The sequence below is a fragment of the Actinomyces oricola genome, from assembly GCF_004104015.1.
GTDB classification, from domain to species: Bacteria; Actinomycetota; Actinomycetes; order Actinomycetales; family Actinomycetaceae; genus Actinomyces; species Actinomyces oricola.
The window spans coordinates 79,783-101,575 of record NZ_RYFV01000002.1 but is presented as its reverse complement, the minus strand read 5'-3'; the positions used below and the strand labels follow the sequence as shown (position 1 = coordinate 101,575).

Genomic DNA, 21,793 nt, shown 5'->3' with positions numbered 1-21,793 from the left:
TCCTTCAGAGCGTCATTCCCACTCGATGGTGCCCACCGGCTTGGGGGTCAGGTCGTAGGCCACGCGGCACACGCCGGGGACCTCCGCCAGAATACGGGCGGTGATGCGCTTCATGAGCGGCCAGCCCAGCTCGGGCACCTCCGCGGTCATCGCATCAACCGTGTTAACGCAGCGGATAATGACGGGCCAGTCGAAAGCGCGCTCGCCGTCGCGCACACCAGTGGCGCGCATGTCGGGCACAACGCAGAAGTACTGCCAGATGTCCTCCCCGGCGGCCTCGATCTCCGCTCGGACAATGGCATCGGCCTCGCGCAACACCTCCAGCCGGTCGCGGGTGATCCCGCCCAGGCAGCGCACCCCCAGCCCCGGACCGGGGAAGGGCTGACGCTCGACCATGGACTCCGGCAGGCCGAGCCGCTTACCGACGACGCGCACCTCGTCCTTGAACAGCAGCTTGACGGGCTCAACCAATTCGAAGTCCATGTCCTCGGGCAGGCCGCCCACGTTGTGGTGAGCCTTGACGCCCTTGTCGGACTCGAGGATATCGGGGTAGATGGTGCCCTGCCCCAGGAAGCCCACGCCGTCGAGCTTCGCGGCCTCCTCGGCGAACACCTTGATGAACTCGCCCCCGATGATCTTGCGCTTGGCCTCGGGCTCGGTCACGCCCTCAAGCAGGGTCAGGAACCGATCTGAAGCGTCGACGTAGATGAGATTGGCGCCCAGCCGATCGCGGAAGACCTCGACGACCTGCTCGGACTCGCCCTTGCGCATGAGGCCGTGATTGACGTGGACGCTGACCAACTGCTTGCCGATCGCCTTGATGAGCAGGGCGGCGACGACGGAGGAGTCGACGCCGCCGGACAGGGCCAGCAGCACCTTGCCGTCGCCGACCTGCGCGCGCACGGCCCGGGTGGCCTCGGCGATGAAGGCGTCCGCCAGCTCGGGGGTGGTGATGCGCTCCATGTCGGCGGGGCGCTGGTTGGAGGTGAGGTCCACTGCGGTCTCCTTCATCGTCGAGTGCGGTCCTGCCCGACCCTACTGCCATTCCCGCACAGGTGAGACGACGCGCCACGACGACGGCGCCTGCGCATCTCCGTCCAAGCTCATCGCCCTGTCGCCCGCGAGCGGCCCCGGGTGCAGTCACGGGGCAGCGGCCGCGGGGCCGTGGGCGCCGTAGGTGCGGACGGTAGGTCAGCCTCGGGCCCCCGTGGAGGGGTCGGCGGCCATGGGGGCCGTAGCCTCACCGCGGCCCTCGCTCGGCTCCTGGCGGGGTCCCTCGGCGACCGCGGGGGCCGCGGGCCGTGCCCGGTGGGCGTCCTCGGCCAGCAGCCCCGGGACTACTCGCACCCCCAGTGGCACCAGTGCCCTGAGAGTCTGGATGACGAAGGACCTCGTCTCGGCGTCGAGACTCGCGAACGCACGGGTGCGCGCCGGGACGCTGTGGCGCCAATCGGCCCGCAGCTCACGCGTAGTCGACACGTCCCCCAGGTCGATGACCGAGTAGAGGGTGTCGATGAAGCGCTCCCTCTCCTCATTGGTTCGGGCACCGAGCCACGCGCTAATGGTGGAGCTGAGGTAGCGGGCGTCGGGTGCCAGGCCGTCCACGTGCACCAGCTCGCAGCCGTCCACCACCCAGGAGAACAGGTCGTGCTGCCAGATCAGGGCGCGGTTGCTGCGCACCACCTGGTACCCCTCCTGCTGCTCCAGCATCATCCCGACCACTGAGGACTGCGGAAGAGTCTTCTCGACCCTGGGCTCCACCCGACGGTAGTCCTCGGTGGCCAGGAACTCCGCCAGGAAGCCGGGGCCGTCGTGGGAGAAGACCCGCACCACACGCTCACTGGCGGCCCCCGCCGCCCTCGCGGCCGCGTAGACGGCGAGGTTGCCTCCCTTGGAGTGCCCGCCCACCAGCAGGTCGCCGTCGACTCGTGCGGCGGCCTCGTTCAGGTAGCGCGCCGCCTCGGCCTGGGAGGGCACGGGGCAGCGGAAGGAGAGGTTGAAGTCCTCCTTCCAGCCCACCAGGCTGGAGTCCGTACCGCGGTAGCCGACGTAGGACGCGTCCTTGGTGAGCCGGAACGTCATGGCGGCGAACTGCTTCTCGACCTGGGGGTCGGTGACGTCCACGTAGCCCGCCACCCGCACGTCCCGGAACCGGGGGCTCGCGGCCACGGCGGCGAGGAGCTCCAGGCCCGCGCTCTCGCTCCACATGCCGTCGTAGTAGGCGTCGAAGTGCTCGGCGCGGTACAGGTCCGCCAGGCGCACCCCCTCCCAGCCGCGGACCGCCGCCAGGTCCGGGTCGCTGGCCGGGATCCGTGTGTAGGTCATCCAGGACAGGACCAGGCTGTCGACGGTGCAGAAGCCGCGTTCGTCGAAGGTGTCGAGCTCGGTACGCACGTAGTCGAGCATGTTCCGTGTACGGCTCACTGTACTGCCCCTCCGATCAGGACCGTCCCTCCGCTCCGGACCCGGCGTCCGCACGTCGCGGCGCGGCTGCCGGGTCCCGCTGACGACGCTACCCACTCCCGCCCGACGGCGCCCAAGGGCCTGGACGTGCAGTCGGGCACCATGTGGTTGACCTTGGGTGCGGAGGCGGGAGAATGCTCCCGGGCGACCCCTCCCAGGCGGCCCCGGGCCACGACGACCAGCCCAGGGACCAGCACCAGGCACCCGTCCCTCGTCGGCGCTCCTCCGTCTCCACGGCCAGGGGGTGCCGACGACGAAAAGTGCAGTACAGGAAGAACTGATGGCGATGACTCTGGAGCCCCTGCAGGAGAAGGACCTCGCGCGGTTCAAGGCCGATATGCGCGAAGCGTTCCGCCTGGGCGCCCGGAACAGCCTCGGGCAGGAGCAGGACGTGCTCCCTGAGGAGGACATCGACGCCTCGCTCTCGGGCCCGGGTGCCGCCGCCTACGTCGCCATCGAGAACGGTGAGATCCTGGGCGGGGCGGTCGTCGCCGTCGACGCCGTGGGCGGACGCAACCACCTCGACTTCCTCTACGTCAGGCACGGGGTCCAGAGCCGGGGCCTGGGCCTGGCTATCTGGCGCGCCATCGAGGCGCGCTACCCGGAGACGAGGGTCTGGGAGACGGTCACGCCCTACCTCGACCGCCGCAACGTCCACTTCTACATCAACCGCTGCGGCTTCCACGCCGTCGAGTTCTTCAACGCCCACTACCCCGACCCCCACGACGAACCGCACCGTGACCCGGCACCAGCGGGCACGGAGCACCCCCCGGCCGAGATGCTCCGCCTCGAGAAAGTCATGCGGCCGTCAGGCGGCGCACACGAACCGTAGGGGCGTGCACGACCACGGGCGGCGGGTCTCAGGCGCGCTCCGAGTACCTGTTGCCGTACGCGGCCCGGGCCGCACCGGTCGTGCGTCTCACGAAGTCGCCCTTGGCCTGCGTGTAGCCATCGCGGTCGTGCTCGAACCGGTGCCACAGCCCCAGCTTGAGCGCCTCGTACTCCTTGGCCGTCTCCGGGTGGTCGTTGAGGAAGTCCCTGAAGTAGAGCTCATCATTGTCGCCCGCGCAGCGGAGGTGGATGTGGAATACCTCGTCGTCGAACCCGTTCTCCGTGTACCCGGCGTTCAGGGAGGCCCGGCGCTCCTCGCTGCTCATCGTGAGAAAGCCGCTGCGCTCAAGGAGCCTGACGACGACGTCCATCTCCTCCCCCTCCTCGATCTCGACGAGTACGTCGACAATGGGTTTGGCCCAGATCCCCGCGACCGCCGTGCTCCCGATGTGGCTGATGCGCACGACCGCACGACTCGGCAGGATCCCCAGAAGCCTCGCCTCCATCTGCGCATACTGTGCCGCCCACTCGCTGCGGTGCTCTGTCAGCTCGATGGGGAACAGCTCCCAGAGCTCCTCGAGCGTCATCTCCAGCAACCTCTTGGCCATGACTCCTCTTCCCTCCACTATTCTCACGCCTCCGCCCCGTCGCACGCTCCTTGGTCGCCACAGATTCGACCTGCTCAGCACGCAATGAGCTGCACGCCCGGAAGTGCCTTGAAGACGCGGTCCGTGCTCGCCAGCGCCCAGCCCCGGCGCGTCGCCTGCGCTACCAGCATCCGGTCAAAGGGGTCCCGGTGCTCCCATATCAGGGAGGCGGCTGCGATCATGTCCTGCATGTCCAGGGCCAGAGGCTGAGCATCAATATCAGATAGCCGGTCCATCCAGCCCAAGGCGATCATCTCCGCCTGCGGCCATTTTCCTAGACGTACCTTGCTAATGAGTTCGTAGGCACTGGCGCTGGAGACCCACAGACGGTGGCGCGGCTGAGAAAGAACATCGAGCGCAGCGGGGCGGATCCTGCGACCCGCGGTCCCCAAGAGCCGCACAACCACATTGGTGTCGAGAAGGACGTCCACCGCTACTCCCACAGAGCGAGCTCGTCCTCGGGCAACGGAGCATCAAGGATCTCGTCAGGGATGTCGTACTCCGGGTAGGTGGGAAACACCCTGCGATTCGGCTCCTCCACGGCGACGAGCCGAGCAACGGGCCTGCCCGCACGCGCGATCATGACCTCCTGGCCGCCCTCCACCCTTGCCAGGAGATCAGACAGATGCGCCTTGGCCTCAGCCACGTTGTACTGCTTCGCCATGGCTGTGATGCTCCCATTGTGACCTAAGTTGGTCAAGACCACCATGACCAGGCAGGTCACTCCCACTCAATGGTGCCCGGGGGCTTGGAGGTGCAGTCGAGCACCACGCGATTGACCTCGGGAACGAGGTTGGTAATACGCGTGGAGATGCGGGCGAGCACGTCGTAGGGCAGCCGCGTCCAGTCCGCGGTCATGGCGTCCTCGCTGCTGACCGGCCGCAGGACCACGGGGTGGCCGTAGGTGCGGCCGTCACCCTGGACGCCCACACTCCGCACCCCGGCCAGGAGGATGACCGGGCACTGCCAGATCTCCGTGTCGAGTCCGGCGGCGGCGAGCTCCTCGCGGGCAATGACGTCGGCGGCGCGCAGAATGCGCAGGTTCTCCGCCGTCACCTCCCCAATAATGCGGATGCCCAGGCCGGGGCCGGGGAAGGGCTGGCGGGCCACGATCTTCTCCGGCACGCCCAGTTCACGGCCAATAACACGCACCTCGTCTTTGAACAGCTCGCGCAGGGGTTCAATGAGCTCGAAGTCCAGGTCCTCGGGTAGACCGCCCACATTGTGGTGGCTCTTAATGTTGGCGGTGCCCTCCCCGTCCCCGGACTCCACGACGTCGGGGTAGAGGGTGCCCTGGACCAGGAATCTGATCTGTCCACCGGCGGCCCCCACCTCCTTCACGACGCGGCGCTGGGCGGCCTCAAAGGAGCGGATGAACTCCCGGCCAATAATCTTCCGCTTGGCCTCCGGGTCGGTCACGCCGGCCAGGGCGGTCAGGAAGCGCTCGGACTCGTCCACGGTGATGACGCGGATACCCATGCCGACGGCGTAGTCGGTCTCCACCTGCTCCCGCTCGCCGGCGCGCAGCAGGCCGTGGTCCACGAAGATGCAGGTGAGCTGGTCGCCGATGGCGCGGTGCACCAGGGCGGCGGCCACGGAGGAGTCGACGCCACCGGACAGGCCGCAGATGACGTGGGCGTCACCCACCCGCTGGCGAATGCGCTCGACCTGCTCATCAATGATGTTCTCCGACGTCCAAGTCGGCGCGATGCCCGCACCGTGGTGCAGGAAGTTCTCCAGGGCGGCCTGGCCGTGCTCGGAGTGGAGCACCTCGGGGTGCCACTGGAGGCCGAAAAGGCGGCGCTCCCGGTCCTCGAAGGCGGCCACCGGAGTTTGCTCGGTGGAGGCGGTCACGACGAAGCCGGCGGGGGCCGCCTCAACGGCGTCGCCGTGACTCATCCACACCGCCTGCTGGATCGGCGTGCCGGCGAAGAGGCAGGAGTCGGTCTCGACGGCGGCCGGGGTGCGACCGTACTCGCGGGTGCCAGTGCGCCCCACTGCTCCCCCCAGAGCCTGAGCCATGGCCTGGAAGCCGTAGCAGATGCCCAGGATTGGTATCCCCGCGTCGAAGAGGGCCGGGTCGATCCCGGGGGCGTCATTGGCGTAGACGGAGGAGGGTCCGCCCGACAGGATAATGGCGGCCGGGCTCTTGGCGAGCATCTCCGCCACGTCCATGGTGTGCGGCACGATCTCGGAGTAAACCGAGGCCTCACGCACACGACGGGCAATGAGCTGGGCGTACTGGGCGCCGAAATCGACGACGAGGACCGGCCCGACGGCTCCGCCCGCGTGCGCCCCGGGAGCAGCACTGGTGGGAGTGGTCACGCACCCAGCATACTGAGCGGCCAGCCGGCCCCGGGGAAGCGGCCCCGAGGCGACAAGGGGCAATGACGGCCGCGGCCCCTCGTGTCGGCTCGCGACGCCGACCCCGGGCCGACACGAGGGGCACACGAGGGGCAATGGGCTCCGATGGTCCCGCGCTTACGCCCAGATGGCGCGCAGAGTCAGGGCCGCTCCGGGCAGTCCGGGCAGCAAGGACGTGCTCAGCCCTGGCATGGCCGAGCGGGTACGCGCCGAGACGGCAATGTGCATGACGAAGGCCGCAGCGCTTCCCAAGCACACCCCGGTAGCGAGTATCCGGGTGGCCGGCTCGGAGCGGCGTGCGCAGGCCCACAGGGCGCCGGCGCCGAGCGCCTGCACCCCGACGGCGGCCAGGCGCCGGGATACGCGCGCGTCGGCCAGTGGGGTGCCCCCGCCTGACGGGCCCCGCAAGTGGGCGTCAAGGAGGGGCCAACCGGTTGAGCCGACGTGCTCGAGCCAGGAATGGGCCGAGTAGACGACTTCCTCGGCCTGGTGGATCGCCAGCAGCCCCAGGGTGAGCGCCCAGACCTGGTCCGGGTTCAGGGCGCGGCGTACGGGAGCGCTCATCGGAGCCACCCGCCCCCCGGCGAGACGGCTGAGCGGGCCCGGGGCGCACCATCCGGGGCGGTACGGGCGCCATGCGCCGCGGCGCAGGCGCCCAGGGCGTGAGCGAGTGCCAGCCAGGAGCCGACGATGAGCGCCGCCCGGGGCAGGTTCGAGCGGTCGGGTACGCCGGCGCGCCGCAGCCGCGAGCGCGCCCACCACCACACCGGCAGCACCACGGTCGGCGAGGTGGCCACGCCGGAGGTGTAGCCGCGGGTCAGCGCGGAAGCGGCCATGTGCCCGTATGCGTGCAGCCCGAAGGCCCGCTGAACGTCCTGGTAGAACCAGCCCCGTCCAGCCGTGCGCACGCCGTCGAGGGCGGCGGCGCCGTATAGCAGCCCCATGGTGGCCACCCCCACCTGGACGTGCCTGCGGGAGACGGCCAGCGCCTCCAGGCGCGACCCCGCCCGGGAGCGCACCGCTGCGGGTAGGCGGGCCAGGGTGTCGACCATCGTTGCGGACATGGTCGCCAGCTCCTCGCCGTCGTTGGCGGCGAAGGACACGAGCAGAGAGGCAGGGACCAGGACCCGCATGGGGCCGCTTAGAGCGCCGTCCACAAGAACACCTTTCGATACTTCCAGTAGCGATATAACTATCATGCCCCTCCGCGCCGTCTGAGGGCAACCGGATCTGGAGGATTGAGCCGGCAATGCCGGGTCGCGCGAATCCCGCGGCGGCCATCCCCGACTGCCAAGCGGGCCGGGCCAAGTGAGCCGAACCGGCGACCCCAGGGCGAGTGACCCCTTGGATTCACGACAGATTCACAACGGCTGGGCTCGCCGGCGGATCGAGCCTGGTCCCAACGGTGAAGCCATCGGCTCCCGGGCGCACATGTGCGCGCCCGGTGCGCCGCCGATCGAGTTCCGGCGCACCGAACGCGCACGCGTGCAGGCCGGCCCTGCGGGCCGGCGGTCACAGGGACATGTCGACCACCGCGCGCCCTTGGATTTCGCGGTTCCTCAGGGCCTCATAGCCCTTGCCGGCGTCCTGGAGGGGGAGGCGGCGCGAGACGACATCCTTGTAGTTAATAATGCCCCGGGCCGCCAGATCGACAACAGCGGGCAGATCCTGGCGGGTACGGGCGCCGTAGGAGCCCAGAATCGACTGGGAGCGGCGCACGGTGCGGTTGATCTCAACCCCGGCGGTCTGCACGCCGGCCCCCAGTCCGATCGGGACCATGCGGCCGCCGTCGGCCAGGACGTCCAGCGCCGTGGTCCAGGTGGCGGGAATGCCCAGGGCCTCGAAGGCCACGTCCACGCCCTTGCCGCCGGTGAGTCGGAAGACCTCCTCGCGGGCGTTGTGGGTGACCGAGTTGACCACGGCGGTGGCGCCGTAGTCGAACATGGGGGCCAGTTTCTCATCCGAAACGTCAATGGCGATGACCTGGCTGGCGCCGAAGGCGCGGGCGATCTGGACAATATTGGTTCCCACGCCGCCGGTGGCCACCACGGCCACGGTCTCCCCGAAGCGCAGGTCGGCTCCGCGGCGCACTGCGCCGTAGCCGGTCAGAGCGGCGCAGCCCAGAATGGCGGAGGGGACCAGGTCAATGGTGTCCGGGACGGGGGCCACGGAGGTGGAGGGGACGACGGCGTACTCGGCCAGGCCGCCCATGGAATACATGGCCACGCTCTCGCCATCGAGGGTGGCCAGGCGGGTGGTGCCGTCGTAGAGCACCCCCTTGAGGCGGTTGAGCTCGAAGAAGGGGCCGCACAACTCGTCGCGGCCCGCGGCGCAGGCTTCGCACTGCCCGCAGGGCATGAGGAAACCACCGGCGACCTTCTGCCCCACCTCCAGGCCGGTGTGCTCGTTGCCCGGGCCGAGCTCGACAATGACCCCGGAGACCTCGTGCCCGAGGACGGCCGGCAGGGGGAAGGCAATGGCGCCGCCTATGACGTGCAGGTCGGAGTGGCATAGGCCGCAGGCGACGACCTTTATGAGGACTTCGCCGCTCTTGGGGTGAGGGGTGCGCAGGGTCTCCATTTGGAGCCCCTGCTCCGGGTCGCGCAGGACGGCGGCACGCATGGTGTCGGGGACCTGGACTGCCTCGTTGCTTGTCATGGTCACTTGCCTCTCAGTATTTGGGGAGGGCCGGCGGAGCGCTGCGACCCATTGGGCCACCACTCACATTACACCGTTTGTCTTGACATATAAAGCGATTGATGGCGGTTTCCGCCTGCCGCAGCAATCGCACACCGCAGCAGGCGGAACTCCTGGAGGCCGACCCCGCTGTTCCCGGCGCGCTGCGGCACGGGGAACAGCGGGGTCGGCCTTGGCAGTGAGTTCCTGGGGCCCAGGGGCATTGCGCCAGCGCGACGCGCCGGCCTCAGACCCCTTAGACGGGAACCCGGGAGCGCTTAGCTGTACTCCTTCTCAAAGCGGTCCTCCAGCTCCTCCAGGGAGTGGTACTTCGTCTCCGGAACGACCTTGAGGTAGAACAGCAGCGATCCGACGTTGATGAGGGCGAAGATGAGGTAGGTTCCCGCACCCCCGATCCGCTTCATCATAATGGGGAAGAGCCAGGCCACCAGGCCATTGGCGATCCACAGCGTTCCCACGGCCAGCCCCATGGCGGTACCGCGAATCTTGGAGGGGAAGATCTCCGCAATGAGCACCCAGGTCACCGTTCCGGACTGCTTGGCGAACACGAAGAGGCTGACAATGAGCAGGACGAAGTAGGGGGCGAAGGACGGCGCACCGATAATGTCGCCCTCGGCGTTCTGGTAGGGCTCAATGAGGAAGAAGAAGACGGCCGCCAGGACGCCGAGCGAGATGACAATACTCGTTTCCTGGTAGATGCCCACATGGCGACGCGCGAAGCGAGTCACAAGATACAGGCCCACGGCCGACCCGATGAAGGAAATGGCACCGGAGACCACATTGAGGGAGATGGCATCGCTCATGGGCAGACCGGCCGCCGAAAGCACCTTGGGCGTGTAGTACATCGCCGTGTTAATGCCCGTGAGCTGGTCGGCCAGGCCCAGGACAATGCCGATGCCGAGCAGTCGCCTCGTCCACCTCACTCCCAGGATCTGGGCGAGCCCCCATTTCTCCTGGTTGGCCTCCTTGCGCTGGATCTCGAGCATCTCGTCGATCTCGTCGGCGACGGGGCCGTCCTTTTCCTCATTGCGCACGCGCTTGAGCGAGCCGATGGCCTCGGGGATCCGCTGGTTGGCCACGTACCACCGCGAGGACTCCGGCATGAGACGGATACCGATCCACAGGGCAATGGCGGGCAGCGATGCGAGAATGAGCATGTAACGCCACGTGGCGCCATTGCCGTCGGCGATGGAGAACATGCCGTTGGCGAACTGCGTGGCCACCGAGTCCGACCAGTCGACGCTCTGGCCGTCGGTGGTCGTGAAGTGCGGGCCGCCCTGGCTCTGGGCAATGACGGCGTTCATGGAGAAGGCGAGGAACTGACCGAAGACGATCATCATCTGGTCCACCGCCACCAGGGTGCCACGGATGCGCTTGGGCGCCGTCTCACCGAGGAACACCGGCACCGTACCCGAGGCACCGCCGACCGCGAAGCCGAGGACGATGCGGAAGACGTAGAGGATCCAGATACTCGGCGCCAGAGCACAGCCCACCGCACCGACGAAGAAGACGACCGCGAGCAGGATAATGTTGTGCCGCCGCCCGTACTTGTCGGACAGCTTGCCGCCCACGGCCGCACCAATGGCGGCGCCCAGGCAGAGGAAGGCTCCGACGAGCCCCTCCTCAACGTCGTTGATCTGCAAGCCGTGAGCGTCGTGAGGCAGATACATATAGGGCAGGGCCCCGGAGATGACTCCGGTGTCGTAGCCGAAGAGCAGCGACCCGAGAGTGGCCACGAAAGCGATGAGGCCCAGTGAGCGTTTAGGCCCTGACGGCGGCGTCTCCTCTGCCAGTTTTTTAATTCTGTCCGGCGTGTAGTCGTCCACCGATGATGCGGGTTGGGACATTGGAATCTCCTTGTTGGGGGGCGGTCTTCGTCGACCAGTCCTTTTTTGGGGGCCGGCGCCTCATTGTGTGCGGGGCGACGAGCCAAGATGTGAGAAGGACGCGCATGGGGTGGGAAGTGGGTTTAAGGTCCCTGCTCCGCCAGTGGCGGAGCAGGGACCCCGGTTCACCTCGCGCGGAGAGGGAACCGGGCGTTTGCCACGGCCGGCGGCTCCGGTTCAGCCGAGCTCGGCGCTCAGGCGCTGGAGCATTCGTTTGTGGATGTCATCGGCGTGTTCGTGCCAGCCGAAGACGCAGACCGAAACGACGCCGTCGAAGCCCACCTCTCGCAAGGTCGCGAAGACCTCGTCCCAAGGGACCTCGCCATGACCAATTTCGTTGTGCTGATGGACGGTAACGTCGGCCCCCGGGGGGTTAATAATGTAACGGTTGCCGTCGTTGGCCCGGTGATTGAATCCGTCGGCAACATGGACCTCCCGGAGCTTGCCGGCAGCCGCTGCAGTGCGAATCATGCGCCCAACATCTCCGGCGCCGTCGGAAAGATGGAAGGCGTGGGGGCAGCAGAACTCGTATCCCATCCACTCCTTGTTGACGGCGCGCACCAGGCGCAGCGCATCATCGTGGAGTTCGATGAAATCATAGGGGTGAGCCTCCATATTGAGGCGGATCCCATAACGCTCGAAGTCGGGGATGAGTTCCTCGACGGAGCGGAACCATTGCTGCTCGGACTCGCGGGCGCGGTTGCGGTCCCCGGAGAACTCCGAGGTGATCTCACGCACGCCAATGGCGTCGGCGAGTTCGAGAAGACGACGCCAGTTGGACACCTGGGCGGCGCGCTCCCGCTCGTCAATGGCCGACCAGTTGAAGACCGGGTTGAGGGTGCGCACGGTGACGCCGGTCTCCTTCTGGGCCTTGTTGAGCTCGGCGACGAAGGCGTCGTCGGCGGCCGGGCGGTGGTGCCAGAAGTGGAAGTCCGCGTTCGGGGACAGCTCGACAAAGCGGTAGCCGAGCTCGGCGGCCTTGTAGAGCGTGGCGGGGGTGGACATGGTCCGGTAATACATGTTGGGGTCGAGCGCGATATCGACCATGAGGGCTCCTCTCGCCGTCGACGACATCGTCGTCATCGTCGAACTCATAATGTCATGACAAATCAGATTTGGGAAGTGGCTCGCCAGATCCTGGACAATGATCTCGGCTCGCGGCGCGCCGGCCCGGTGCCCGCCCTGAGAGCGGGCGGGTCACCGGACTCGGCGTCGCCCGCGCTCTCAGGCGTAGAAGGAGGGCTTGGCGATCATGGAGACGGCCACCTCGCGGCCGCCACTCTCCAGGGACTCCAGGCCGGCGTCCACCACGCAGGTGGCGGCGTAGCCATCCCAGGCGGTGGAACCGGTGTGCTCATCGCGCTCAACCGCGCGGATCCACTGCTGGACCTCGGCGTTGAAAGCGGCATGGAAGCGGTCAATGTGGCTGCGGCAGATCGCATTGCGGTTGCCCGCCCCGTCGCGGGTGACGGTCTTCTCCTGGTCCCCCAGGCGAACAGTGCCCGCCTCCATGACCAGTTCGCACTCAATGGAGTAGCCGAACTGGATATTGACATTGATCTCATCGTCAATGAGGACGCCGGAAGTCGTCTTGGCCACCAGAACCAGCGGGTCCTGGAGGTGCTCGAAGCGGCGGGTAGTGGCGCGCGGGACGTCCACGCGCACTGAAACGATCTCCTCATCCAGCAGGTAACGGCAGATGTCGATCTCATGGATCGCAGTGTCGTCGATCATATTGCGGGTGGTGTAGTTCTCCGGCACCGAGGGGTTGCGGTGACGGCAGTGAACCAGGGTGGCGTGGCCCAGTTCGCCGCCCTCGCGCACAGCGCGCATCTCCTGGTAGCCGGTGTCGAAACGGCGCATGAAGCCGACGGTGACCAGCTGTTTCCCCGCCTTCTGCTCGGCATCCATAATGGCGATGCAGTCCTCGGGCGTCGTGGCCAGGGGCTTCTCGCACAGGACGTACTTGCCGGCCTGGACGGCGGCAATGACGTCGGGGGCGTGGACCTTGCCGAAGGTGGCGATCAAGACGGCGTCGACCTCGGGGTCGGCAATGAGTTCGGGGCCGCTGGCGTAGGCCGTGGCCCCCAAGGGCTCGGCGACGGCCTTGGCGCCCTGAAGGTTGATGTCGGCGACGGCGACGATCTTGCCGCCGGCCAGCTCCTTCTCAATGCGCTCGACGTGGGCGCGGCCCATGCCGCCTGCGCCAATGAGTCCAATGCGGATGGTCATGGTGTTTCCTCTTCCTTGAGCGGGTTGGTTGGGGTCGGGGCTGGAGATCTCAAGCCAGTCCCAGGCCGCACTCGGCCAGGTAGGTGCGCATATTGATGGCGTTCTGCTTGGGGAAGCTGGGGTCGCAGGGATAGCAGTCCTGCTCGCAGATGCAGTAAATGGGCTTGTCGAGCTCGGCCAGGGCGTCGACGAAGGCGTGCATCTCGGGCAGGCCCGCCGGCGGGCAGACCGAGGCGCCCTTGGTGACGGCCTCGCCGAAGGGCCAGTCCTTCTCGTGGGCCTCGCGGGTAATGTCCTCATCAAAGGCCTTAATGTGGACATAGGTAATGCGCTCGGGGTACTGCTTGCACAGTTCGACGGGGTCGCCACCGCCGTAGACCACGTGACCGGAATCCAGGCAGAGGTTGACGTAGGCGGGATCGGTGGCCTCGAAGATGCGGGCGATCTCCTCGGGGGTCTCAATATGGGAGTCCCCGTGGGGATGGAGGACCATCTTCAGGCCGTACTCGTCGAGGAGCATCTGCCCCAGGGCGTTGGCGTGCTCCACGTAGAGCTTCCAGGCGTCGTCGCTCAGGACCCGGTCATCAGTCCACTCCCAGGTCTTGTCATCGCGGTAGAGCGGCGGCAGGTGGACAATGTACTCCGCCCCAACGGCGGCATGGGTCTCGGCAATGGCGCGGAAGGTCGAAAGGGTGGTCTCCCAGGCCTCCTGCTTGTGCAAGATGCCCCAGCCGGTGCCGGCCACGACTCGCATGCCGTATTCGTCGCACCACTTCTGGAGTTCCTTGGGGTCGGTCGGGAAGTAGCCGAAGGGTCCGGTCTCAATGATCTCGAAGCCGGCCTCGGCCATCTCCTGCCAGGCCTGGCGGGGGTCCATCTGCTTGGGGTCATCAGGGAACCACACGCCCCACTGATCGGGACAGACCCCAATGGTGAGCTTTGAGTACTTCGGGTTCTTGGTGTTGACAGCTCTCGACGTCATTGTCATCGTCGCCTCTCCTGTGATGGCTTGGCACATCATCCGAATCGTTTCGGATGACATGGAACACGATACTCGTCGCACCTTGTTTGTCAAGACATTAGGTCTAATGAGTTAACCGTCCTGTGACCTGCCCGCCCCGTCCCCGGGGCGGGCAGGCGGGGCACTGGGGTTAGGCGTTGGTGGGGAAGCTCATGCCCACGTAGCCCACCTTCTCCCCCCGGCGGGGCCAGCGGGTGGTCACCACCTTGCCCCTGGTGTAGAAGCGCACGCCCTCAGGGCCATGGATGTGGACATCGCCCAGCAGTGACTCCTTCCAGCCTCCAAAGGAGTAGTAGGCCACCGGCACCGGGATTGGCACGTTGACGCCCACCATGCCGGCCTCGACGTCCACGGTGAACTGCCGGGCGGCGTCGCCGTCGCTGGTGAAGATGGCCGAGCCATTGCCGAAGGGGCTGGAGTTGACCAGCTCTATGGCCTCCTCGTAGGTACCCGCGCGCACCACCACCAGCACGGGCCCGAAGACCTCCTCGTGGTAGATCCTCAGGTCAGTACTGACCTTGTCCACAATGGTGGGCCCCAGCCAGAAGCCGTTGTCGTGCGCCCCGCCGGCGGGGCGGTAGCCGCGCCCATCCAGGACCAGTTCAGCCCCGGCCCGTGCGGCCTCCTCGATCCAGGACTCAATGCGCTCCAGATCCCCTCGGGTAATGACCGGACCCATCTCGCTGGCCGGGTCGGTGCCGGGGCCCACAACGATTCTCTCGGCCCGCGCTTTAACGGCCGACACGAGCCGGTCGCCGGCATCGCCGACGGCGACGACCACCGGCAGCGCCATGCAGCGCTGGCCCGCGGACCCGAAGGCGCCGGCGCAAATGTGCTGGGCGGCGAACTCCATCTGGGCGTCGGGCATAACAATGGCGTGGTTGTTGGCCCCGCCCAGGGCCTGGACCCGCTTGCCATGGGTCACGCCGGTGTTCTGGACAATGTGGGCCACCGGGGTGGAGCCCACGAAGGAGATAGCGTCAATGCCGGGGTGCTCCAGGATCCTGGAGACAATGGTGCGATTGCCGGCGATGACATTGAACAGGCCGTCGGGCAAGCCGGCCTCCTTGTAGAGGCGGGCAATGAGCATGGAGGCACTGGGCACCAGCGAGGCCACCTTGAGAATGAAGGCGTTGCCCGTGGCCAGGGCCACCGGATGCATCCAAGCCGGGACCATGACCGGGAAGTTGAAGGGGCAAATACCGGCGACCACGCCGACTGGTTGGCGCAGGGTGTGCACGTCGATACCGGTGGCGGCCTGGTCGGTGAATTCGCCCTTGAGCGCGGTATTGACCCCGCAGACGAAGTCGATGGTCTCTCGGCCGCGGGCTATCTCGCCCAGAGCATCGTCGCGAGTCTTGCCGCCCTCGCGCACAATGAGATCGGCAAGTTCCTCGGCGTGCTCATCCACCAGCCGGCGCATGGCGAACATGACCTCGACTCGCTTTGCCAGGGAGACCCTGGCCCACCTCTTCTGGGCCTGGCGGGCGACCGCGACCACGTGATCGAGGTCCTCGGCGCTGGCCAGCAGGAGTTCGTCAACAACCTCGCCGGTGGCGGGGTTCTCAACGGGCAGGGTGTCGGTGCCGGTGCCGGCGTAGGGCGCCCCGGCCACCCAATGGGTGATGGTCATTGAAGTTGGTCCTCTCGTATGCCGCAATCCCGCCGACGGCGGCCCGGCGATGGTCAGTCGTGATCAGTCACGGTCGGTCGTAGTCAGTCATCGTTGATGGAGCGCGAGTGGGGCAGGACCGCAGCCCCATCGGCAGAGCGGGCCGGTGGGGCGGGCCCTCCTCGGTGGGCGCCGGTTTTCTCGGCCACCCACCGAGGAGGCTCACGGCTCACAGGTAGTGGCGCTGCGGCTTGCGGTCCTCGAGGTAGCGCTCATAGGCCTGCTGGGTGGACTCCAGGCGAGAGACCTGGGAGACGGCCACGTCCCACCAGCTCGAGCTGGGCGGATTAGGACCGTACAGGTCGGTCTCAATATGGATCATGGTGGGCCGCTTGGAAGCGGCCGCGATCTTATAGGCGCCCCTGAACTCTTCAATGCTGTGAACCTCCAGGACGTCCAGGCCCCAGGAACGCGCGTTGGCGGCAATGTCGAGCCCGGCGATCCTCTCGGTGTCCTCCAGGTGGCCGCCGGTGCCGCGCTGGCGGTACTTGGTGCCGAAGCGCTGGGAGCCGCGGGACTCCGACAGGGCCCCAATGGAGCAGAACCCGTAGTTCTGGAGCAGTACGTAGATGACCTTAATGCCCTCCTGGACCACGGTGGCCAGCTCCATGGGGAGCATCTGGTAGGTGCCATCGCCCACAATGGACACCACTTCGGACTCGGGCCGGGCCAGCTTGCAGCCCAGGGCGGCGGGGACCTCGTAGCCCATGCAGGAGAAGGCGTACTCGACGTGGTACTGCACCGGCGTGCGGGCCTGCCACAGGGCCTGAAGGTCCCCGGGCATAGAGCCGGCGGCGTTAATAACGATGTCGTCCTCGCCCATGAGCTCGTTGAGGGCACCGAAAACCTCGGTTTGGGCGGGAAGCGGGCCGTGGTTCAGGTGGTAGCACCTGTCGGTGGCGGCGAGCCAGGCCTCGCGCTCGGCCGCGATCTCCGCGGAGTAGGCCTCCTGAACGTGGTAGCCCTCCAAGGCGGCGGTCAGGGCCTCCAGGGCCTCGCGGGCGTCGGCCACGATCATTTCGGCGCTCTCCTTGGCGGCGTCGAAGGCGCAGACGTTAATGTTGACGAACTTGACATCCGGGTTCTTGAACTGGGTCTTGGAGGCGGTGGTGAAGTCCGAGTAGCGGGTACCAATGCCAATGACCAAGTCGGCCTTGTCGGCAATGTGGTTGCCCGAGTCTCCGCCGGTGGAGCCCACTCCCCCAATGGCGCAGGGGTGGTCGAAGTTAATGGCGCCCTTACCGGCTTGGGTATCCGCCACGGGAATACCGGTCGCCGTGGCCAGGGCCCGCAGTTGCTGGCAGGCCTCGGAGTAGATGGTGCCGCCCCCGGAGATGATCATGGGGCGCTTGGCCGCCTTAATCATGGCCACAGCGCGATCCAGGGCGGCGGGCTCGGGAAGGGGGCGGCGCACATGCCACACGCGCTTGCGGAAGAACTCGACCGGCCAGTCAAAGGCCTCGGCCTGGACGTCCTGGGGCATGGCAATGGTGACCGCGCCGGTCTCAGCGGGGTCGGTCAGGACCCGCATGGCGTTGAGGAGCGAGGGGATGAGCTGCTCGGGGCGGTTAATGCGGTCGAAGAAGCGCGACACCGGGCGGAAGCAGTCGTTGACCGTGACATCCAGGCTCGTGGGGTCCTCCAACTGCTGGAGGACGGGGTCGGGCACCCGCGTGGCGAACTGGTCGGAGGGGAAGAGCAGCACCGGCACCCGGTTGGTGGTGGCCAGGGCCGCACCGGTGACCATATTGAGTGAGCCCGGGCCAATGGAGGCGGTGCACATATAGGCTTGGAGGCGGTTCTTGACCTTGGCGTAGGCCGCAGCCGCGTGGACTTGCCCCTGCTCATTGCGGGGCATGATGTAGGGCATTGCCTCCTCGCCCGGGACGGGGGCCACTTCGTTTTGGAGAAGGGCCTGGCCGATTCCAGCCACATTGCCGTGGCCGAAGATCCCGAAGGCGCCGGCGATGAGACGTTGTTCGACGCCGTCTCGCTCGGAGTACTGGTTGGACAGGAAACGGATAGTGGCCTGGGCGACCGTCAGTCGGATCGTCCCAGTGTAGGCCTCGTTGCTCACGTCGTGCTCTCTCTGCTTGTGGGGCGGGTGGTCTCAGCGGGTCATGGGCAGCCGGGGGTCGATTTCCTGATCGTCCCAGGTGGCACGGATCCAGTGATGGGCCGGATCGTCGGGGGCGAGCCAAACCAGGTCGTCGGCGGGGCCCGCCATGACATTGAGGTAGTACATGTCGTAGCCGGGGGCGGCCACGCAGGGCCCGTGGTAGCCGTGGGGCACCAGGGCGACATCGCCGTCGCGGACTTCGGCGCACAGGTCAATGGGGCGCTCGGGCGTGCCGTAGGTGCGGTGGAGGCCGAAGCCGGCCTCCCCCGTGGGGCCGGGGGCGATCTCGAAGTAGTAGATCTCCTCCAGCTCGCGCTCGGTCTCGGAGGTCTGGTCGTGCTTGTGGGCCGGGTAGGAGGACCAGTTGCCCCCGGGGGTCAGCACCTCGCAGCACAGCAGGTGGGAGGTGGGCACGCCGTTGGCCAGGGCGTAGTTGTTGACCTGGCGGGAGCAGTCGCCCGCCCCGCGCAGGTCGGTGCGCACCTGCTCGCGGCCGTACCGGGCCACCGGCAGGTCGGCGGTGGCCAGCGCCGAGGGCAGGGCGTAGCGGCCCCCGGCCACGGAGGTGAGGGTGAAACTGGTGCGCCGGGGCACATAGAGGTAGTCGGTGACCTCGGTGAAGACGGAGCTGCGGCCGGCCAGTTCGTGGTGCTGGGAACCGATCCTCACGGTGGCTGCGCCCTGGAGGGGCAGGACGAGCAACTCGGATTCCCCGGTGCTCAGCTCAATGCTCTGACCGGCCTCTAGGGCGGCGACCCGCAACCCGGAGTAGGTCCAGCCGGCGCGGGCGGGGTCGATGTCGACGGTGAGGGCGCCGTGCCCTGAAGCGCCGGCCTTGATGTGGAGGGTGGTGGCGGGTGCGGTCATGAGAGGAGTCCTACGGTGTTGTCGACGGCGGCGGCGACGTCGTCGTCGGGCGGATAGAGCAGGGAGCGGCCAATGACCAGCCCCTTGACGGTAGGCAGGGACAGGGCCTTGGCCCAGGAGGCGCGGGAGGCCTCGGGGTCGGAGGTCTCGGCGCCGCCCAGGATGAGGGCGGGCATGGTGGAGGCCTCCATGACCCGCTCCATCTGGGCGACGGCGGGCAGCTTGAGCCAGGTGTAGGCCGAGGTGCGCCCCAGCCCGGAGGCGATGGCCATGGAGGAGATGACGGCGTCGGGGCTCAGATCGTTGACGACGCGCCCCTTGTCCCACCGGGAGATGAAGGGCTCGACCATGGCCATGACTCGCCGCTGGGCAAGCTCGTCGATCCCGCGGGCGCAGGCGGCCAGGGTGTCCACCGTCTTGGGGTCCTCGTAGTTAATGCGCAGGAGCATCTTCCCGCCGTCCAGGCCGGCGTCGACTACTCCGGCGGCGTCGTAGCCGGTGAAGCGGTCGTCCATCTCGAAGGTGGATCCTGCCAGGCCGCCGCGGTTCATGGAGCCGTAGACGAGCTTGCCGTCCAGGGCCCCCAGGAGAGCAAGATCCTCGATCATGTCGGCGGTGCCCAGGAAGCCGTTGACCCCGGGCCGGCTCAGGGCCGTGACACAGCGGGCCAGGACGTCCTCGCGCGAGGCCATGGCCAGGGGGCGGGCTCCGGCGGCCATGGCCCCGCGGGCCGGGTGGTCGCAGGCGATAATCATGAGCTTGCCCTCGCCGGTGGGCAGAGTGCCACGGGGGCGGGCGGCCAGGACCTGGGCAATGCGCTCGGGGGTGTGAGTGCGAATCTCGACAATACGGTCGGTCAGGGGCGTGGTGCTCATGGCGGTCACAGTCCACTCACGTCCGGAGCGCACAGCTCGCGGTGATCGCGCATCATGGCCAGGAGTTCGGGCTCGGTGGGCATTGCCGTGGAGCACTCCAGACGGGAGGAGACAATGGCCCCGGCGGTGGAGGCCGCGAAGATCGTCTTCTTGAGAGACCAGCCGGACAGCAGACCGTGGCAGACGGCTCCGCCAAAGGCGTCGCCGGCGCCCAGTCCGTTCTTGGTGACCACCCGGGTCACGGGCATCTCGACGCGCTCGTCGCGGGTCTTGGCGAGGGTGCCGTTGAGGCCCTGCTTGACAATGGCGAGCTCAACACCAGCGTCCAGGAGGGCGTCGGCGGCCCTCTCGGGATCAGTCTCGCCCACTGCGACCTGACACTCCTCGCGGTTGCCAATGGCGACGGTCACCTTGGGCAGGGCCTCGGCCACGCGCTCGTGGGCGACCTGGGGGTTATCCCAGAAAATGGGGCGGTAGTCCAGGTCGATAATGGTGTACTGCTTGCGGGCCCGGGCGTCGAGGGCGGCGTGGTGGGCGGTGCGGGAGGGCTCGCGGCTCAGGCCGGTGGCCGAGACCCAGAAGACCTGGGCCTCCTTGACGGAGTCCACCGGGATGTCCTCCTCGGTGAGCTCGAGGTCAGGGGCGGAGGGTTGGCGGTAGAAGTAGAGGGGGAAGTTGTCGGGAGGGAAGATCTCGCAGAAGGTGACGGGCGTGTTGTAGTCGGCCTTCGTGACGACGTAGTCGTCGTAGACGCCCAGCTGGCGCATCTCGGTGCGCACGAAGCGCCCGAAGGGGTCGTCGCCGACACCGGTGATGACGGCGGCGCGGTGGCGGTAGCGGGCCGCGGCCACGGCCACGTTCGTGGGGCTTCCGCCCAGGAACTTGCCGAAACTCTCGACATCCTCCAGGCCAACGCCGATCTGGAGGGGGTAGATGTCAATGCCGCAGCGTCCAATGGTCAGGACGTCCAACGGCGGAGTGGTTGAGGCGGTCATCGTGTTCCCTTCCACATCATCGGGGTGGGGTGGTGGATCAGGCGCGGTCGGTGCGTCTGGGTTCACTGTGACACCCATCGCCTCATCCAGTCAAGCATTTGTCCGAACATTTGCCATGCCGGGGGCGCGCTCGACTCTCCGCTATCCTGTCCCTAATATCAACCCCAGTCTCGCGAGCACAACCATGCCCACCACACCCTTCACCGTCGACGTCAAGCTGGACCGTTCCAGCCCAATCCCGCTGTACTTCCAGATCTCCGAGCCCATCGCCTCCGCGATCCAGGACGGCACACTCGCCGCCGGCACCCGTCTGGAGGACGAGTTGAGCATGGCCAAGCGGCTCCAGGTTTCGCGACCCACGGCCCGCCAGGCCCTCCAGCGGCTGGTGGACAGAGGACTGCTCACGCGACGGCGCGGCGTAGGAACCCTCGTGGCCCCCACAAGAGTGCACCGCCCCATGGAGCTGACCAGCCTTCACTCCGACCTGGTGGCCGCAGGACTGACGGTGACCACCGCGGTCCTGGACTACGACGAGCACCCGGCCACCGAGGAGGAGGCCGAACTTTTAGAAACCCAGGCCGAGACCCCAATAGTGCGCCTGGTGCGCCTGCGCTCGACTGATGACGAGCCGATCGCACTCATGACCAACCTCATGCCCGCCGACATCGCCCCCACTCGCGACCAGCTTGAGCGCGAGGGCCTCTACGACCTTCTGCGCGCCGAACAAGTCGTCCCCACCACCGCGCACCAGGTGATCGGCGCCCGCAATGCCACCGCCCCCGAGGCTTTGACCCTGGGCGAGGAGCCCGGCGGCGCCCTGTTGACCGCAACGCGCACCAGCTACGACCGCTCCGGGCGGGTCATCGAGTACGGCAACCACCTCTACCGGGCCTCGCGCTACTCCTTCGAGACCACACTCTTCGCCAACTAGGGCCACGAGGGCGACGAGGGTCGCTAAGACCACGAGGACGACGAGGACCACCGCCCATCCCGACAGGAGCGCACTCGTTCGTTCAGGCGCGCACGAGATTTCTTGCCACATTTGTCTTAACATTCTATTGACAGCGGCCCTCTTTTGGTCTTGAATGGCCTCATCCGGCATCGCCGCCGGAGCCTGCGAGAAC

Annotated in this window: 20 protein-coding genes; 2 read left to right on the top strand and 18 right to left on the bottom strand. The window is 67.4% G+C overall.

Going from position 1 to position 21,793, the window contains the following annotated elements:
- Nucleotides 1-12 precede the first annotated feature (12 nt).
- Nucleotides 13-1,011, bottom strand: a complete 999-nt coding sequence (gene guaA, locus EUC46_RS01920) for a glutamine-hydrolyzing GMP synthase (protein WP_128772514.1) — start codon at nt 1,009-1,011, stop codon at nt 13-15.
- Nucleotides 1,012-1,191: 180 nt separating this feature from the next.
- The gene (locus EUC46_RS01915; protein ID WP_164918724.1) at nt 1,192-2,424 is read right to left on the bottom strand and encodes a DUF2974 domain-containing protein; all 1,233 of its coding nucleotides are present in this window, start codon (nt 2,422-2,424) and stop codon (nt 1,192-1,194) included.
- A gap of 319 nt (nt 2,425-2,743) precedes the next feature.
- Here EUC46_RS01915 and EUC46_RS01910 point away from each other — a divergent pair, with 319 nt between their 5' ends.
- Complete coding sequence (locus EUC46_RS01910) at nt 2,744-3,295, top strand: GNAT family N-acetyltransferase (protein ID WP_128772512.1); 552 nt, start codon at nt 2,744-2,746, stop codon at nt 3,293-3,295.
- Nucleotides 3,296-3,323: 28 nt separating this feature from the next.
- Here EUC46_RS01910 and EUC46_RS01905 read toward each other — a convergent pair whose 3' ends face one another.
- From EUC46_RS01905 to iolC, 16 genes are all read right to left on the bottom strand, one after another.
- The gene (locus tag EUC46_RS01905; RefSeq protein WP_128772511.1) at nt 3,324-3,902 is read right to left on the bottom strand and encodes a GrpB family protein; all 579 of its coding nucleotides are present in this window, start codon (nt 3,900-3,902) and stop codon (nt 3,324-3,326) included.
- A gap of 74 nt (nt 3,903-3,976) precedes the next feature.
- On the bottom strand, nt 3,977-4,372 hold the full coding sequence (locus EUC46_RS01900; protein ID WP_128772510.1) for a type II toxin-antitoxin system VapC family toxin: 396 nt from the start codon (nt 4,370-4,372) through the stop codon (nt 3,977-3,979).
- A gap of 2 nt (nt 4,373-4,374) precedes the next feature.
- On the bottom strand, nt 4,375-4,605 hold the full coding sequence (locus tag EUC46_RS01895; RefSeq protein ID WP_128772509.1) for a type II toxin-antitoxin system Phd/YefM family antitoxin: 231 nt from the start codon (nt 4,603-4,605) through the stop codon (nt 4,375-4,377).
- 56 nt (nt 4,606-4,661) lie between these two features.
- Nucleotides 4,662-6,266: a glutamine-hydrolyzing GMP synthase gene (gene guaA, locus EUC46_RS01890; RefSeq protein ID WP_128772508.1), complete on the bottom strand. Its 1,605-nt coding sequence runs from the start codon at nt 6,264-6,266 to the stop codon at nt 4,662-4,664.
- A gap of 156 nt (nt 6,267-6,422) precedes the next feature.
- Entirely contained in the window at nt 6,423-6,869 is a 447-nt protein-coding gene (locus EUC46_RS01885) for an HXXEE domain-containing protein (protein WP_128772507.1), read from the bottom strand.
- Nucleotides 6,866-7,462, bottom strand: coding sequence for an HXXEE domain-containing protein (locus tag EUC46_RS01880; protein ID WP_241655339.1), 597 nt, complete (start codon nt 7,460-7,462; stop codon nt 6,866-6,868). The genes EUC46_RS01885 and EUC46_RS01880 overlap by 4 nt, the downstream gene beginning before the upstream one ends.
- Nucleotides 7,463-7,817: 355 nt before the next feature.
- Nucleotides 7,818-8,963 (bottom strand): zinc-binding dehydrogenase, encoded by a 1,146-nt coding sequence (locus tag EUC46_RS01875; protein WP_128772506.1) that lies wholly within the window; start codon nt 8,961-8,963, stop codon nt 7,818-7,820.
- Nucleotides 8,964-9,259: 296 nt separating this feature from the next.
- The gene (locus tag EUC46_RS01870; RefSeq protein ID WP_128772505.1) at nt 9,260-10,849 is read right to left on the bottom strand and encodes an MFS transporter; all 1,590 of its coding nucleotides are present in this window, start codon (nt 10,847-10,849) and stop codon (nt 9,260-9,262) included.
- Between the two features lie 216 nt (nt 10,850-11,065).
- Nucleotides 11,066-11,935, bottom strand: a complete 870-nt coding sequence (locus EUC46_RS01865) for a sugar phosphate isomerase/epimerase family protein (protein ID WP_128772504.1) — start codon at nt 11,933-11,935, stop codon at nt 11,066-11,068.
- A 177-nt stretch (nt 11,936-12,112) separates the two neighbouring features.
- Entirely contained in the window at nt 12,113-13,120 is a 1,008-nt protein-coding gene (locus EUC46_RS01860) for a Gfo/Idh/MocA family protein (protein ID WP_128772503.1), read from the bottom strand.
- 49 nt (nt 13,121-13,169) lie between these two features.
- Nucleotides 13,170-14,102, bottom strand: coding sequence for a TIM barrel protein (locus EUC46_RS01855; protein WP_128772502.1), 933 nt, complete (start codon nt 14,100-14,102; stop codon nt 13,170-13,172).
- Nucleotides 14,103-14,271: 169 nt separating this feature from the next.
- Nucleotides 14,272-15,774 carry a CoA-acylating methylmalonate-semialdehyde dehydrogenase gene (locus tag EUC46_RS01850; protein ID WP_128772501.1) on the bottom strand — a complete coding sequence of 501 codons (1,503 nt, stop codon included), beginning with the start codon at nt 15,772-15,774 and terminating at the stop codon, nt 14,272-14,274.
- 208 nt (nt 15,775-15,982) lie between these two features.
- Nucleotides 15,983-17,890: a 3D-(3,5/4)-trihydroxycyclohexane-1,2-dione acylhydrolase (decyclizing) gene (gene iolD, locus EUC46_RS01845; protein WP_128772500.1), complete on the bottom strand. Its 1,908-nt coding sequence runs from the start codon at nt 17,888-17,890 to the stop codon at nt 15,983-15,985.
- A gap of 33 nt (nt 17,891-17,923) precedes the next feature.
- Nucleotides 17,924-18,799 (bottom strand): 5-deoxy-glucuronate isomerase, encoded by an 876-nt coding sequence (gene iolB, locus EUC46_RS01840; protein ID WP_128772499.1) that lies wholly within the window; start codon nt 18,797-18,799, stop codon nt 17,924-17,926.
- The gene (locus EUC46_RS01835) at nt 18,796-19,674 is read right to left on the bottom strand and encodes a Cgl0159 family (beta/alpha)8-fold protein (protein ID WP_128772498.1); all 879 of its coding nucleotides are present in this window, start codon (nt 19,672-19,674) and stop codon (nt 18,796-18,798) included. The genes iolB and EUC46_RS01835 overlap by 4 nt, the downstream gene beginning before the upstream one ends.
- A gap of 5 nt (nt 19,675-19,679) precedes the next feature.
- Complete coding sequence (iolC, locus tag EUC46_RS01830) at nt 19,680-20,669, bottom strand: 5-dehydro-2-deoxygluconokinase (RefSeq protein WP_128772497.1); 990 nt, start codon at nt 20,667-20,669, stop codon at nt 19,680-19,682.
- 184 nt (nt 20,670-20,853) lie between these two features.
- Here iolC and EUC46_RS01825 point away from each other — a divergent pair, with 184 nt between their 5' ends.
- Entirely contained in the window at nt 20,854-21,600 is a 747-nt protein-coding gene (locus tag EUC46_RS01825) for a GntR family transcriptional regulator (RefSeq protein WP_128772496.1), read from the top strand.
- Nucleotides 21,601-21,793: the final 193 nt, after the last annotated feature.